Here is a 16,533-nt window from a genome sequence, read left to right on the forward strand (position 1 = left end):
TTAATATATTAAAATGTCAAATATAAACACAAACAATATGACTTTTCAGCATGTAAGCTATCTTTGGGACGATGCTAAAGCTGCAGCACTAGCAGGAGATGAAGTAGCTCTTTTTATCTATCGCTCTAATTTATTAGGAGCAGATTTAAGACTTACGAATTATGGAGGAGGAAATACTTCAGTTAAAATTACAGATAAAGACCCATTGACAGGCGCAAGCTCTGAAGTAATGTGGATTAAAGGTTCTGGTGGAGATATCGGAACATTGACAAAATCAGGTTGTGCAGCGCTATATTTAGACAGGTTACGCAATCTTGAAAATGTATACAGAGGTATTGAGTTTGAAGATGAGATGGTGGAGTTGTTCAATCACTGTATTTTTGATTTAGCTTCAAAAGCACCTTCTATTGATACACCTTTACACGGTTTCTTACCGTTTAAACATATCGATCACTTGCATCCTGATGCTGCTATTGCTATTGCTGCAGCAAAAGACGGAGCAAAAATCACTGAAGAATTATTCGACGGAGAAATCGGTTGGGTAGGATGGCAGCGTCCAGGTTTCGACTTAGGGCTTCAGTTAAGAAGCTGTCTTGAAGAAGCAGAGAAAAAAGGAAAAAAATTACGTGGTATTATGTTAGGTTCTCATGGTTTGTTTACATGGGGAGATACTGCTTATGAAAGTTATATCAACACACTTGAAGTAATCGAAAAGTGTGCTGACTATTTAGAAAGTAATTACGGAAAAAAACGTCCGGTTTTTGGAGGTAAAAAAATTGACAGCCTTCCGGAAGCTGACCGTAAATTAAAAGCGGCAAAAGTGGCTCCGATTTTAAGAGGTTTCTGTTCTTCAGAGCGTCAAATGATTGGTCATTATACAGATGATGCAAGAGTTTTGGAATTCATTAACTCTAATGATTTGTCAAAATTAGCTCCGTTAGGAACGTCTTGCCCGGATCACTTTTTACGTACTAAGATCAGTCCTTTGGTTTTAGAATTAGATCCAAACGAAGATTTGTCTGATGTAGCTGCAATCAAAGCAAAATTAACTCCTGCTTTTGAAGCTTACAGAGCAATGTACAAAGATTATTACAATGCTTGTAAAAAGTCTAATTCGCCAGCGATGCGTGATCCAAACCCGGTGGTGATTTTATATCCTGGAGTTGGTATGTTTACGTTTGCCAAAGATAAAACAATGGCTCGTTTAGCATCAGAATATTATGTGAATGCAGTAAACGTAATGAAAGGTGCAGAAGCTGTCTCTGAATATACTTCTTTGCCACATCAGGAAGCTTTTGATATCGAATACTGGTTGTTGGAAGAAGCAAAATTACAGCGTATGCCAAAACCAAAAGCACTTTCAGGAAGAGTTGCTTTAGTAACTGGTTCTGCCGGTGGAATTGGTAAAGCTATCGCTAAAAGATTTGCAGAAGAAGGAGCTTGTGTTGTTATTAACGATATCAATGAAGAGCGTTTAGAAGGTGCAAAAGCAGAATTCATCAAATCATTTGGTAAAGATGCTGTATCAAGTACTTTATTAAATGTTACTGACGAAGTAAGTACAGAAAAAGCATTAGATGCTGCTTGTTTAGCATTTGGTGGTGCTGATATTATTATCAACAATGCAGGTATCAGTATTTCAAAATCAATCGCTGAACATACTCTTGAAGAGTGGGACAGATTATATGATATTTTGGTAAAAGGACAGTTTATTGTTTCTAAAGCCGGAATCGAAGTAATGCGTAAACAAGGTTTTGGTGGAGACATCGTAAACATTGTTTCTAAAAATGCAGTGGTAGCAGGTCCAAATAATCCTGGTTACGGTTCTGCAAAAGCAGCTCAGGCACATTTAACACGTTTGATGGCTGCTGAGTTGGGTGCTGATAAAATCCGTGTAAACACAGTGAACCCTGATGCTGTTATATCAGATTCTAATATCTGGTCTGGCGGATGGGCTGAAGGACGTGCAAAAGCTTACGGAATTACCGTTGCAGAATTGCCTGCTTACTACGCGAAACGTACCTTATTAAATGAAATTATATTGCCTGATGATATTGCAAACGCATGTTTTGCATTCGTGGGAGGCCTGTTGAACAAATCAACAGGAAATGCCTTGAATGTAGATGGCGGAGTAACAATGGGCTTTTACCGATAAGTTGTTTAGTTTTTTTTAAGTTTATTTAACAAAGTGGTTTTTGTTTTCTAACGTTCGATTCTGTCGGACGTTAGATTTTTTATGACAATCGTATTTTATAAATAAATTTACTAAAACGGATTAAAGAACAAAAAAATATAGCATAAAAGTAAAGTAAAACAAGGTTGGCAATTATGGAAATAGTCCTATATTGTAGACCCTATTAAAAATAAATAAGTATGTTAATTCAATCAAACACAATAGCATCTCATAATGATGGTTTATTAAAAAAACATCAAAATAAATTAGTTTTTACAGCTTCAGAAATTGCTGAAACAGAATCGATTATTCAGAAATTAATCGACTTTCAAATCGCAATTCCATCTTGGGCATTGGGAACTGGAGGAACAAGATTTGGACGTTTCCCGGGTGGTGGAGAACCTCGTTCTATCGAAGAAAAAATTGAAGATGTAGGTTTGCTTCACGCTTTAAACAATGCTTCAGGAGCTATTTCTTTACATATTCCATGGGATATTCCAACAGATCATGCTGCTATCAAAAACCTGGCAGCTCAGCATAATTTAAAATTTGATGCTGTTAATTCAAACACTTTTCAGGATCAGGCAAATGCAGAGCAGACTTATAAGTTTGGTTCATTGCAAAACGTGAATAAAGCTGTTCGTAAACAAGCTATTGCTCACAATATTGAAGTAATCCAACAAGGAATTGCTTTAGGTTCAGAATCGTTAACAGTTTGGTTAGCAGACGGATCTTCTTTCCCTGGACAATTAAACTTCCGTAAAGCCTACCAAAATACATTAGAAAGTTTAGAAGAAATCTATGATGCATTGCCTTCAAACTGGAAATTATTTTTAGAATATAAATGTGCAGAACCTAATTTCTATTCCACTACAGTTGCAGATTGGGGACAATCTTATTCTTATGTAAAAAAATTAGGAGATAAAGCACAAACATTGGTTGATTTAGGTCACCATTTACCAAATGCAAATATTGAGCAAATTGTATCTATTTTGTTGATGGATAATAAATTAGGAGGTTTCCACTTTAATGATTCAAAATATGGAGATGACGATTTAACTGCAGGAGCTTTAAAACCATACCAATTATTCTTGATTTTCAATGAATTGGTTGAAGGAATGGATGCAAGAGGAATGAACCATGCCAAAGATTTAGGTTGGATGATTGACGCTTCACACAACGTAAAAGATCCATTAGAAGATTTATTGCAGTCTGTTGAAGCAATTATGATTGCTTATGCTCAGGCACTTTCAGTTGACAGAAAAGCATTAGAAATTGCTCAGGAAGAGAACGATGTTGTAAAAGCACAGGAAATTCTTCAGAATGCTTTCCGTACAGACGTTCGTGCATTAGTTGCTGAGGCTCGTTTGCGTTCAGGAGCAGCGCTAAACCCTGTTGCATTGTACCGTAGTCTTGACGTTAGAGGAAATCTAATCGGCGAAAGAGGATTAAAAACCGTAGCTACAGGATTGTAATAATTATAAGTTATGAATTATGAGTTGTAAGTTGATTAGTATTATTGCTTATTGATGTTTGATGTAAAAAAACAAAAGACTTAGCCAATAATATTCAACTTTTAAACCCAAAATTATAACTCATAACTCAGAACCCATAACTCAGAACTAAAACAAATGAATGTAGTTGCAATTTTTGATATTGGTAAAACCAACAAAAAGGTATTTTTATTTGATGAAAATTATAAAATCGTTTGGGAAAAATCAGTAAATCTGGACGAAACCGTTGATGAAGACGGTTTTCCCTGCGAAAATATTGATGTACTAAAAGAGTGGATTCTTGATCGATTATCAGAAATAAAAGAGCTAAATAACTATGTTCTGAAAGCTATTAATTTTAGTACTTACGGAGCTAGTTTTGTGTATGTTGATGAAAAAGGCAATTCATTAACGCCTCTGTACAATTATCTGAAAGATTATCCGGAAGAGCTGAAAAATGATTTTTATAAAAAATATAAAGGAGAAGAAGTTTTCGCAGTAAAAACAGCTTCTCCTGTTTTAGGAAGCCTGAACTCAGGAATGCAGATTTACAGGCTAAAAGAAGAAAGACCGGAATTATTTGAAAAAGTGAAATATTGCCTTCACTTACCACAATATCTAAGTTTTCTTTTAACTAATGAAGCTTACACTGATATTACAAGCATTGGATGCCATACAAATCTTTGGAATTTTAAAAAGATGAAGTATCACAAATGGCTTAAAAATGAAGGTATAAAAGAGAAACTTCCACCGATTCATCCCGGAAGAGATGTCATAAAAAAAGAAAATGATTTAGCTATCGGAATTGGTTTGCACGATAGTTCATCGGCAATTATTCCTTATACGATAAACTTTACAGAGCCTTTCGTTTTATTGTCAACAGGAACCTGGAGTATTTCCCTGAATCCTTTTAATAATAAATCTTTGACGTTTGAAGAGCTTAAAAATGACTGTTTGTGCTACATGCAATACACAGAAAAACCTGTAAAGGCGGCTCGTTTGTTTTCAGGCAACGAACATGAAATACAGGCAAAAAGACTGGCAGAACATTTCAACGTACCGTTTGATACTTTTAAAGAGGTTTATTTTGATAAAAAAATTGTATCGAATTTAAGAGCCGTAAATTTTCAAATTGTTTATCCGAAAAAGTATGATTTTGATATTCTTAAGGAATGTCCTTTTCAAAAAAGAGATCTATCTACTTTTAAAACCTATGAAATTGCTTATCATCAATTAATGCTGGATCTTGTCGAACAACAGGTTTTTTCAACTAATTTAGTGATTCATAACAGCCCTGTAAAGAAAATTTTTGTGGATGGTGGATTTAGCAAAAACTCCATTTTCATGAATTTACTGGCTGAAGCTTTTCCGGATGTAGAAGTTTATGCAGCATCAATGGCTCAGGCAAGTGCTTTAGGCGCAGCGTTGGCAATCCATCAAAACTGGAATCCTAAACCTATACAGAATGATTTAATTGATTTGAAATTTTATAAACATTAAGATAAAGTAGCAGATTAAAGGATTACAAAAAAATCTCCTAAATCTGCAAAATCTGCGGGAGATTTTTGTTTCTCGCAGATTTTGCAGATCAAGCAGATTTAATTTTAAAATAAACTGCGTAAAAAAAAGATTACAGCAGAAAAATATAGATTTTGTTTGACACTGATTCTGCAAATTATAGCAAATTAATTTTAAAATCTGCGTGAAAAAATTATAATTACCAAGAATATGAAAATTGGATTATTCATACCGTGCTACGTCGACCAATTTTATCCTAAAGTAGGAATTGCAACCTACGAATTACTAATTAAATTAGGATGCGATGTCCGTTTCCCGATGAAACAGACCTGCTGTGGGCAGCCTATGGCAAACAGCGGTTATGCACATTTAACCAAAGGCTGTGATGCTAATTTTATAGCCAATTTTTCAGAATTTGATTATATAGTTTGCCCCTCAGGAAGTTGTGTTTTGCATGTGAAAGATCATTTGCATGATGAAAAACAGGAAGAATTGGCGGCAGAAATGCGCAAAAAAGTTTTTGAATTAACAGAATTTATTACTGATGTACTTAAGGTAGACCATATTGAAGGCAATTTTCCGCACAAAGTAGGAATGCACCAAAGCTGTCATGGTCAACGGGGACTCAAGCTTTCACAGATGACTGAACTGAATGCGCCTTTTTTCTCCAAACCGGGACAATTATTAAACAAAATAGAAGGTCTGGAATTGGTTTCGTTAAGCAGAAAGGACGAATGCTGTGGTTTTGGAGGTACTTTTTGCGTAACGGAAGAAGCAGTTTCAGTAAAAATGGGGCTGGACAGAATCAAAGATCATGAAAAACACGATGTTGATTATATTACAGGTGGTGACATGTCTTGTTTAATGCATTTGGAAGGAATTCTGAAAAGACAAAAGAGCCATATTAAAACCATTCATATTGCTGAGATATTAAACTCTTCCACAATTAAAATTTAATATTTAAAAGGTATCTATTAGTGAGTTTTTAAATTTTAAAAGACAGTTTTACAATGAAAAAATTAACGCTCTGTTTTGCATTATTACTTTCGCTTATTTTTTTATCGTTTAAAAAAGATCCGTCTTTGGTAACTTTAGAAGAAGTAGTCGTAAAATCGCCTTTTGAAATGTCTTCCATAAAAATTCCAAATTTCAGCAAGTGCAAACAATATTCAATTGTTAATTTTGGAGCTGTTTCAGGCGATAAAAATAAAACTTCAGAAGCGATAAATAAAGCAATTTCCAAAGCGAATGAAGCTGGAGGCGGAATTGTCGTAATACCTGAAGGAGAATGGCTGACAAAAAAAATCCACTTTAAAAGCAATGTAAATCTGCACTTAGATAAAGGAGCGGTTTTACTTTTCTCAGAAGATCCAAACGATTATTTACCGGCTGTCCGTTCTACCTGGGAAGGATATGAATGTTATAATTATTCTCCTTTGATTTATGCGTATCAGTGTAAAAACATTGCCATTACCGGCGAAGGCGAACTGAAAGCTAAAATGGATATCTGGAAACAATGGTTTACCCGACCAAAGTCACACATGGAAAGCCTGAAAAAATTATACAATCTGGCTTCTTACAACAAACCGATGAAAGAGCGCCAAATGGCCAATGATACTGCTCGTTTTCGTCCTCAGTTTATACAGTTTAACCGATGTGAAAACATTTTGATGGATGGAGTTACGATTACTAATAGTCCATTTTGGACAATTCATCCTTTTTTGTCTAAACATGTTGTTCTTAGAAATCTTAAAGTATATGCTCACGGACATAACAATGACGGAGTCGATCCTGAAATGAGTCAGAATGTATTAATCGAAGATTGCGTTTTTGATCAGGGAGATGATGCTATTGCTATAAAATCAGGTTGTGGGAAAAACGCATGGGTATTAAATACACCTTCAAAAAACATTGTTATTCGGAATTGTACCGTAAAAAATGGTCATCAGTTAGTCGCCATTGGAAGTGAACTTTCAGGCGGAATAGAAAATGTTTTTATTGATAATTGTACGGTTGTGGATGGTGCAAAATTAAATCATCTTTTGTTTATAAAAACCAATGAACGCAGAGGCGGATTCGTGAAAAATATTTACATGAACAATATTGTTTCAGGTAAAATTGATGCAGGAATTCTGGGAATTGATACCGATGTTTTGTATCAATGGCGTACTTTAGTTCCAACGATTAAACGCAGGCTTACGCCAATAAACAACGTATATCTGGAGAATGTAAAAGCAACAAATGTGAAATTTATTTCGAAAATTTCAGGTCAGAAAGAACTTCCTGTAGAGAATATATTTCTAAAGAATGTAAGTGCTGATGCTGTTCAGGAAAATCAAAATATTCATGAAAATGTTTTGAATTTTGTAAATAAAAATTGATTCTAAATTTACCAACAGGTTTATTTTAAACTATTAAAAAATGTCTTCAAAAAAAACAATACCACATAGCGAAGCCTCAACACGTTTTAACAAAGATGTAGAACGAGTTAACTGGCATGATGAAACACTTTGGTTTGTTCGTGAAAAACGTGACAGGTCTGCGCATCAAATTCCGGATTGGGAATTGCTGAGAGAAACTGCTTCACAAATTAAAAATAATGTACTCTCGAATATTCATGATTACTTAGTTGAATTTGAAGCTAATGCTCAAAAAAACGGAATAATAGTGCATTGGGCTGCAGACGCCAAAGAGCACAATGAAATAGTGCATTCTATCATGGCGAAGAATAACATTAAGCAAATGGTGAAATCCAAATCCATGCTTACCGAAGAATGCCATCTGAATGATTATTTAGCCGAAAAAGGGATTGAAGTAATCGATTCTGACTTAGGAGAATTCATTGTTCAGCTTCGTAAAGAACCGCCAAGTCATATCGTTTTACCCGCTATTCACCTTAAAAAAGAAGATGTAAGTGAAACTTTCCACGAACATTTGGGTACTGAAAAAGGAAATTTTAATCCTCAATATTTAACCGAGTCTGCACGTCAGACTTTAAGAGATACTTTCCTAACACGTAAAGTAGCTTTGACAGGAGTTAATTTTGCCGTTGCAGAAACCGGTGAATTTGTAGTTTGTACCAACGAAGGAAATGCAGATATGGGTGCTCACCTTGCTGATGTACATATTGCCTGCATGGGATTCGAAAAACTGATTCCGCAGCGTAAACATTTAGGCGTTTTTCTTAGATTATTGGCGAGAAGTGCTACAGGACAGCCCATTACTACTTTTTCAAGTCATTTCAAAAAACCTAGAAAAGGTCAGGAGATGCATATTGTGATTGTTGACAATGGCAGAAGCACACAATTAGGAAGAGAAGATTTTAGAAATTCTCTAAAATGTATCCGTTGTGGTGCTTGTATGAATACTTGTCCTGTTTACAGACGAAGCGGAGGACACAGTTATCATAATGCGGTTGCAGGACCAATTGGTTCTATTTTGGCTCCTAATTTAGACATGAGCAAAAATGCTGATCTGCCTTTTGCCAGTACACTTTGCGGTTCTTGCACCAACGTATGTCCTGTAAAAATCGATATTCATGATCAGTTATACAAATGGCGTCAGGTCTTGGTAAAAGAAGGCCACACGCCGACTGCAAAAACTGTAGCAATGAAAACAATGGCAACTGTTTTGGCAAATCCCACTATTTTTAATATTGCCGGAAAATCAGGAAGATTTGTAATGAAAAACATTCCTGCGATGGTTAATAATAAAATGAATAAATGGTATGATCAGCGAGAAATGCCAGAAGTTCCCGAAGAGTCATTCAGAGAATGGTACAAGAAAAATTCAAGAGAATCTAAAGCTAAGGATAATGAGTAGTAAAGCTGAAATATTAAAGAAAATAAAACAAAATCAGCCGACTGTCATTACAGATTTGCCTGATTTGGATGTTATAAGTTCCGAAAATCCGAATGCTTTGGAAACGTATAAAACCGTTTTGAAAAACATTGGAGGAGAAAGCGTTGAAGTTTCTGGTTATCCCGAAATCTTAGATTTTATCAGAAATAATTACGCGCTTGACAGAAGAATTATTACTACTATTCCCGAGCTTTCGGAAGTTGCATCATTGGATTGGAAAAACGATGATCCACATACACTTCAAAATGTCGAATTAGCTATTGTAAGCGCCCACTTTGGTGTTGCTGAAAATAGTGCGCTTTGGGTTACAGATGATATTTTAGGTCAGCGTGTTGCCCCTTTTATTGCTCAATATTTGGCAATCATTGTAAAAAAAAGTGACATATTAGCAACGATGCACCAGGCTTACGAAAAAATTGGAAATCTGGAGTATGGTTTTGCCACTTTTATTGCAGGTCCTTCAAAAACAGCAGATATCGAACAATCTTTAGTGTTGGGCGCACACGGCGCAAGAGGATTAATTGTATTTTTGCTGGATTAAAAAACTAAATGATAAAAAATTGAAAACAGATTTTGAATTAAACGGGAAAGTAATTATTGTTACCGGTGCTACCGGAATATTAGGTGAAGCTTTTATCAACGGAATTGCTGCTGCAGGCGGAATCGTAGGTGTTTTAGGAAGAAACGAAAAAGTAGCTAATGAAAGAGCTGATTTAATTATAAAAAACGGTGGAGAAGCAATCGCTTTAATTGCAGATGTAACTATTGAAAGTGATCTGATTAAAGCACGTGACCTTGTTCTTTCAAAATACGGAAAAATTGATGGTTTAGTAAATGCTGCCGGTGGAAATATGCCGGATGCCGTAATTCAGTCAGATCAGGATATTTTTAAATTAAACATGGATGCTTTGCAAAAAGTGATGAACCTGAATTTATTCGGAACGCTTTTACCAACACAAATTTTTGGTGAGGTTATCAAAAATAACGAAAGTATTGGAAGCATCGTAAATATTTCGTCTGTAGCAACAGAACAGGCTATCACAAAAGTTCTAGGATACAGTCTGGCGAAATCAGCTATTGACTCTTATACAAAATGGTTTTCTGTGGAACTGGCAAAACGATATGGCGATAAAGTCAGAATGAATTCAATCGTTCCTGGGTTTTTCCTAACAGAACAAAACCGTACTTTATTAACGAACCCTGATGGTAGTTTAACAGAAAGAGGGAATTTAATCATTGCAAATACGCCTTACAAACGTTTTGGAAATCCGGATGAATTAATAGGAGCTTTGGTTTGGTTGCTTAGTGATGCATCAAAATTTGCAACAGGTTCAAAAGTGACAATAGATGGTGGTTTTACAATCTTTAGCGGTGTATAATTTTTAGAAAAGAATAGTATGAACAGAATGATACAAACCTGGAGATGGTTCGGACCAAATGACCCGGTAAGTTTACAACATATCAAACAAACCGGTGCTACCGGAATTGTAACAGCCCTGCACCACATTCCTCACGGAGACGTATGGACGGTTGAAGAAATCAATAAAAGAAAATCCGAAGTTGAAGCCTACGGACTGACGTGGGACGTTGTGGAAAGTATTACGGTTCACGAAGACATTAAAACCAAAACGGGCGACTACCAACTTTATATTGATAAATACAAAGAGAGCATTCGCAACGTTGCTGCCTGTGGAATCAAAATTATTACGTATAATTTCATGCCGGTAAATGACTGGACAAGAACGCAGCTGGATTTCGTAATGCCGGACGGTTCTGAAGCTTTATATTTTAACTGGGTGGATCTGGCGATTTTTGACATTTATATTTTAAAAAGAGAAAATGCAGAAAGCAGTTTCCCTGAAAACATCGCAGCTAAAGCAAAAGAGCGCTTTAATACCTTAAATGAAGAGCAATTACAAGCACTTTCAGACGTTGTTATGTTTGGAATTCCGGGAGAGAAAAAGATGACTGTTGCCGATATGCAGGCAAAGTTAAAACCTTATAAAAACATTGACAGAGCAGCTTTAAGAGAAAATCTGAGCTACTTCCTGAATGAAATTTGTCCTGTTGCTGATGAAGTTGGAGTAAAACTGGCTATTCATCCGGATGATCCTCCTTTTGATATTTTAGGATTGCCGCGTATTGTAAATTCAATGGAAGATTATGATTTTATTCTTTCAAAAGCGCCTTATAAATCGAACGGAATCTGTTTCTGTACCGGTTCTCTTGGAGCTTCAGAAAAGAATGATTTACCGCAAATAGCAAAAGCTCTTGGCGATAAAATACATTTTATCCACTTGAGAAATGTTCGCAGGGACGAAGAAGGAAATTTTTTCGAAGCAGATCACTTAGACGGAAATGTGGATATGTATGCCGTGGTAAAAGAATTATTGCTAATACAAAAAGATAATAATCTTTCTATTCCGTTCCGTCCTGATCATGGTCACCAAATGCTGGATGACTTAGGAAAAGTAAATAATCCGGGATATTCTGCCATTGGAAGATTGAGAGGGCTAGCCGAATTAAGAGGGCTTGAAGAAGGTATTATTCGATCGCTGTAATTGTTTTCAGTTTTGATAAAGTAAAAAATCTTCATTAGTTGTAGATTTTAGAATAAATAAGTCATATAGGTACATTTAAAAATAGATGAACTTATATGACTTATTTCATATATAGAAGATTGTAATTAAAATATAAAAAACATGAAAATTAAAAAAATACACTCTGCTTTAATGATGATTATTTTGGCTTTAAGTATCATTACGAATGTGAATGCACAAAAAGGCAATATCAAAAATGATGTTTTTTGGAATACAAAAGACGGACAGCCACTAAACAGCCAGGGTGGAGGTATTTTTAAATTTTCAAAACCGGTTGATGGAGTGCAGAAATATTACTGGTACGGCGTAAATTATGAAGAAGCGAATATCTACAGAAATGCTCCACATATCACTTTGCCGAATGCTACATTTAAATCGGTTACCTGTTATAGTTCTACAGATTTAGTTAATTGGACATTTGAAGGAGATGTTGTAACCAAAGACGATGTGAATAAGTCAGGTAAAACATGGGTAGGGCGTTTAGGTGTTGCTTATATTAAGGAAATGAATAAGTATGCCATGTTTGTTCAGCATGGTAATGAAGTATTGATTATGCTTTCGGATTCCCCAACAGGACAATTTAACTGGCATCAGAAAATCAATATGGAAAAAATGATTGGAACCAGTAATACCGGAGATCAGACTGTATTTACTGACGAAGATACCGGAAAATCGTATTTAATTTATTCTTACGGAAATGGAAGGAATAAAATATATGTTTCAGAAATTGGTATTAAAGAAGGTAAAGTAAATCTTTTAGACTGTACTCAGATTTTTAAGGGAGAAAGCCGTGAAGGGAACTGTATGTTTAAGCATCAAAATAAATATTACATGTTTGCTTCAAATATTTATGGCTGGGACGCATCGTTTGCATATTATCTGATTGCTGATGATATCAGAGGACCTTATTTACCTGCTAATGATATGTTGGTTACGAATGGAGCTTCAGAAGATTTTGCCCATATCTCACAAACTGGTTTTTTCTTTTCTGTAAAAGGAAGCAAACAGGAAACAATTGTGTATTGTGGAGACCGATGGGCAGATTTTGCAGGCAATGGTTTAGGATATAATCAATGGTGCCCGATGTCTTTTGATGGAAAAATACCTTATTTTAATTCACTTAACTCCTGGGATATTAATGCCAAAACAGGTGAATGGAAGGTTGCTAAAGATAATGATTACATTAAAAACGGCAGTTTTGAAGCTGATCGCAGGCATATTCCAAGTCTTGTTAAACCCGTGCAAATAGAATTAACAGGATGGACTAATGAGATTATTGAGGGAAATAAAATAAGTTTAGACACTGTTACTTCACCTGTTATTAATTATTTTAATACTGAAATTGACAGAAATATTGTCATTGGCGAAAAAAGTTTAAATATTACGGATAAGATTAATTTTAAAAGAAAAACGTTTCAGACAATTACTTCTTCACCTTATGTGAAATTAGAAGATGGATTGTATAGGCTGACTGCCAAAGTAAAGAATACAAAAGGTATCAAGAACTTAGAAATGTATGCTTTAAGCAATGGTAAAAAACAGCAATACAATATAAAGGAAGAAAATGCATCATGGAAAACCATAATCATAAAAAACATACCTGTTAAAGCTGGAAAAATTGAAATTGGTTTTATGACTGAAGGAACAGCAAATGCTTCCTGTCAGGTTGATGATGTTTCATTTGTTAGAGAATAATCTTTTATATTCTATCCGTTTTCAACGGATTTTAATCCTTTGAAGGATGCGTAATATTGTCATAAATGACAAACTGTATCCATAAATATTCTTATGGAAACAATTGTCCTAGCCCCGATAGTAGTGAAAATCCTTTTGTGGCGGGGTTCGCCATAAAAGATTGAAACGGATAGTGGGATCAGCTTCTTAAAAAAGAACATCATTTTTTAATCTAAATTCATTAAACTTTGATAAAATACTATTAATTCCGGTGGTTTTAAAAAGGTATATTTATAAACTTTACACAACCATCAAATTAACCGGAATTATTTATGAAATCTATTGCTCTTAATCGATTTTTTCTCTGTATTATTTTTTTAATATCTCTGTATACTTCAGCGCAAAAGGAGGCTGAACGAGATTTAATTTTAATTGACAAGGACTGGCGTTTTTCTTTTGGTCATTTATACGATACCCAGAAAGATTTTAACCATGCAACAGGTTATTTTTCGTATTTAACCAAAACTGGATTTGGGGATGGTCCTGCTGCGCAAAATTTTGATGACCGTGCCTGGAGAAAATTAGATCTTCCGCACGATTGGGCAGTCGAACAGCCTTTCAGTGAAAAAGGAAGTTTTAGTCACGGATTTAAAACAGCCGGAAAAGGTTTTCCTGAAAAAAGTATCGGCTGGTACCGAAAAAAAATCAATATCCCGGAAAGTGATAAAGGTCGGATCATCTCTTTAAAATTAGATGGTGTTTTTAGAAATTCAAAAGTGTTTTTCAATGGCTATTTTCTAGGAACCGAAGAAAGCGGCTATAACGGATTTGAATACGATGTTACGGCTTATGTAAATTATGGCGGTGAAAATACGATTGTTGTGCGTGCAGATGCTTCTATGGAAGAAGGCTGGTTTTATGAAGGAGCAGGAATTTACAGACATGTATATCTGAAGAAAACTAATCCAATTCATGTAATTGTAAATGGGACTTATGTAACCTCCGAAATAAAAGAAAACAATGCTGAAGTTACCGCTGAAGTCTTTGTTGAAAATAAAGGGAATTATAAAGGTCAAATTGAAATTCTCCAAAGTGTTTTAGATGCTGAAGGAAAACAAATTGCAAACATTTCCCAAAATGGTATTGCGCCTGATTTTTATAAAACGTCCAATTACAGTTCGAAATTACAAGTCAATAATCCATTATTATGGGATATTGAAAATCCGAATTTATATCGCTTGATAACTGAAATTAAGCAGGAAGGAAAATTAATTGACCGCTATGAAACTTCTTTCGGAATCCGTACAATTAAGTTTGATGCTGAAAAAGGTTTTTTCCTTAACGGAAAACCGGTAAAACTAAAAGGAACCAACAATCATCAGGATCATGCCGGAATTGGTACAGCGTTACCAAATGAACTGCAGTATTACCGAATCAAAAAGCTGAAAGAAATGGGATCGAATGCCTATCGTTGCTCACATCATCCGCCAACACCGGAATTGCTTGACGCCTGTGATAAACTCGGCATGCTGGTTATTGATGAAACCCGTTTGATGGGAATTAATGATTATCACCTAAATGATTTGAAACGGATGATGGAGCGTGATCGTAATCATCCGAGTATTTTTTGCTGGTCGGTTGGAAATGAAGAATGGAATATCGAAGGCGGCATTGTAGGCGAGCGCATTACAAATGTGATGCAGGGATTTACAAAAAGTATTGATTCTACAAGACCTGTTACGGTTGGAATAAGCAGTGGTTTCAAAAGCGGAATATCATCAGTGGTTGAAATTATGGGCTATAATTATTTGGGTAACGGAGATATCGATGCGCATCGAAATCAATTCAAACAACAGCCGGGAATGGGCACAGAAGAAGGTTCTACGTTTGCAACACGCGGTATTTATTTTGATGATGAAGCGAAACATTATAAAAGTGCTTATGACAAAAAACCACGCCCAACATTTTACAGCATCGAAGAAGGCTGGAAATTTTATGCTGAAAGACCTTATTTAGCCGGAATGTTTATCTGGACAGGTTTTGATTACAGAGGTGAACCTACGCCTTATGGCTGGCCGTCGGTTACCTCTTATTTTGGAATGATGGATGTTTGTGGTTTCCCGAAAGACAATGTTTATTATTTAAAATCATGGTGGGGAGACAAACCGGTTTTACACATTATGCCACACTGGAACTGGAGTGGAAAAGAAGGCAAAGAAATAGATATCTGGGTACATTCTAATTGCGATGAAGTAGAACTTTTTCTGAACAAAAAAAGTCTTGGTAAAAAGAAAATGGAATTGAATAGCCATTTAGAATGGAAAGTAAAATATGCACCAGGAACTCTTGAAGCAATTGGATATAAAAATGGTAAAAAAGTACTTTCAGAAGTTCAAAAGACGACTGATATTCCTCAAAATATAAAGCTTTCTGCTGATCAGGAAAACCAGGTTAATGCAAATGTTGTAGTTGTGACCGTTGAAACCACAGACAAAAAAGGATTGCATGTACCAACAGCGAATCATGAAATTACATTTTCAGTAAAAGGAGGAAAGATTTTGGGTGTTGGAAACGGGAATCCGACTTCTTTGGAAAAAGACCAGTTTATAGATAATATCGAGCTTGTACCAATTACTAATTTTGAAGAAAAGAAATTGGCTTCGGCAAATACTTCAAATCAGCTTCCAACTGATGAAAACAACTGGAAAGAAGCCTTTAAAGACCGTGATTATAAAAATCAGGCTCCGGCTTATGTGTATCGTGGTAAATTTGAATTAAGCAATAATTTAAGCACAAATACAGTTAATTTCTTTTATAAAAAAATAGGCACAGATGCAGTTGTTTTTGTAAACGGAAATAAAATTGCTGCCAGTGTTGAAGATGATCAAAAGTATGTTTTGAATAGCAATGTTTTAAAGCAGGGAACAAATACCATTCAGATTATTGCACCGCCTTTACAAAAAAATAAAGACTGGGATGTCATGAATACAGATCCGGGAATCATTCAGGTGATAACGCCTGCAGAAACGTGGAAACGAAAATTGTTTAACGGATATGCTCAGATTATCATTCAAAAAGAGGAAAATGCTGCTGAAGTAGTTTTATCGGCTACAGCCAATGCTTTAAATACAGGAACATTAGTTTTGAAAAAGTAGTTTCAGGTTTCAAGTTTCACGTTAGTATACGCAAACGTTGAAACCTGAAACCAAAAAAC

At 35.3% G+C, this 16,533-nt stretch carries 11 protein-coding genes; all 11 read left to right on the top strand.

All coding sequences use genetic code 11. From position 1 onward, the window contains the following. Nucleotides 1–13 precede the first annotated feature (13 nt). The 11 genes from JE46_RS01695 (at nucleotide 14) to galA (ending at nucleotide 16,474) form a co-directional block, all read left to right on the top strand. Nucleotides 14–2,155: a bifunctional rhamnulose-1-phosphate aldolase/short-chain dehydrogenase gene (locus JE46_RS01695; protein WP_031453524.1), complete on the top strand. Its 2,142-nt coding sequence runs from the start codon at nucleotides 14–16 to the stop codon at nucleotides 2,153–2,155. Nucleotides 2,156–2,373: 218 nt separating this feature from the next. Continuing rightward, nucleotides 2,374–3,648: a TIM barrel protein gene (locus JE46_RS01700; protein ID WP_031453525.1), complete on the top strand. Its 1,275-nt coding sequence runs from the start codon at nucleotides 2,374–2,376 to the stop codon at nucleotides 3,646–3,648. Nucleotides 3,649–3,804: 156 nt separating this feature from the next. Continuing rightward, nucleotides 3,805–5,166 carry an FGGY-family carbohydrate kinase gene (locus tag JE46_RS01705; protein WP_031453526.1) on the top strand — a complete coding sequence of 454 codons (1,362 nt, stop codon included), beginning with the start codon at nucleotides 3,805–3,807 and terminating at the stop codon, nucleotides 5,164–5,166. 228 nt (nucleotides 5,167–5,394) lie between these two features. After that, nucleotides 5,395–6,141 (top strand): (Fe-S)-binding protein, encoded by a 747-nt coding sequence (locus JE46_RS01710; RefSeq protein ID WP_031453527.1) that lies wholly within the window; start codon nucleotides 5,395–5,397, stop codon nucleotides 6,139–6,141. A 53-nt stretch (nucleotides 6,142–6,194) separates the two neighbouring features. Further along, nucleotides 6,195–7,565 carry a glycoside hydrolase family 28 protein gene (locus JE46_RS01715; protein ID WP_031453528.1) on the top strand — a complete coding sequence of 457 codons (1,371 nt, stop codon included), beginning with the start codon at nucleotides 6,195–6,197 and terminating at the stop codon, nucleotides 7,563–7,565. A gap of 40 nt (nucleotides 7,566–7,605) precedes the next feature. After that, nucleotides 7,606–9,006 carry a lactate utilization protein B gene (locus JE46_RS01720; protein ID WP_031453529.1) on the top strand — a complete coding sequence of 467 codons (1,401 nt, stop codon included), beginning with the start codon at nucleotides 7,606–7,608 and terminating at the stop codon, nucleotides 9,004–9,006. Continuing rightward, entirely contained in the window at nucleotides 8,999–9,586 is a 588-nt protein-coding gene (locus JE46_RS01725; protein ID WP_031453530.1) for a LutC/YkgG family protein, read from the top strand. The genes JE46_RS01720 and JE46_RS01725 overlap by 8 nt, the downstream gene beginning before the upstream one ends. 19 nt (nucleotides 9,587–9,605) lie before the next feature. Further along, entirely contained in the window at nucleotides 9,606–10,424 is an 819-nt protein-coding gene (locus JE46_RS01730) for an SDR family oxidoreductase (RefSeq protein WP_031453531.1), read from the top strand. Nucleotides 10,425–10,451: 27 nt separating this feature from the next. Next, on the top strand, nucleotides 10,452–11,606 hold the full coding sequence (gene uxuA, locus JE46_RS01735; protein ID WP_209445148.1) for a mannonate dehydratase: 1,155 nt from the start codon (nucleotides 10,452–10,454) through the stop codon (nucleotides 11,604–11,606). A gap of 141 nt (nucleotides 11,607–11,747) precedes the next feature. Continuing rightward, nucleotides 11,748–13,340 carry a family 43 glycosylhydrolase gene (locus JE46_RS01740; RefSeq protein ID WP_031453533.1) on the top strand — a complete coding sequence of 531 codons (1,593 nt, stop codon included), beginning with the start codon at nucleotides 11,748–11,750 and terminating at the stop codon, nucleotides 13,338–13,340. A 311-nt stretch (nucleotides 13,341–13,651) separates the two neighbouring features. After that, the gene (gene galA / locus JE46_RS01745) at nucleotides 13,652–16,474 is read left to right on the top strand and encodes a beta-galactosidase GalA (protein WP_031453534.1); all 2,823 of its coding nucleotides are present in this window, start codon (nucleotides 13,652–13,654) and stop codon (nucleotides 16,472–16,474) included. Nucleotides 16,475–16,533 lie beyond the last annotated feature (59 nt).

The sequence above is a fragment of the Flavobacterium chungangense LMG 26729 genome (assembly GCF_000735715.2).
GTDB classification, from domain to species: domain Bacteria; phylum Bacteroidota; class Bacteroidia; order Flavobacteriales; family Flavobacteriaceae; genus Flavobacterium; species Flavobacterium chungangense.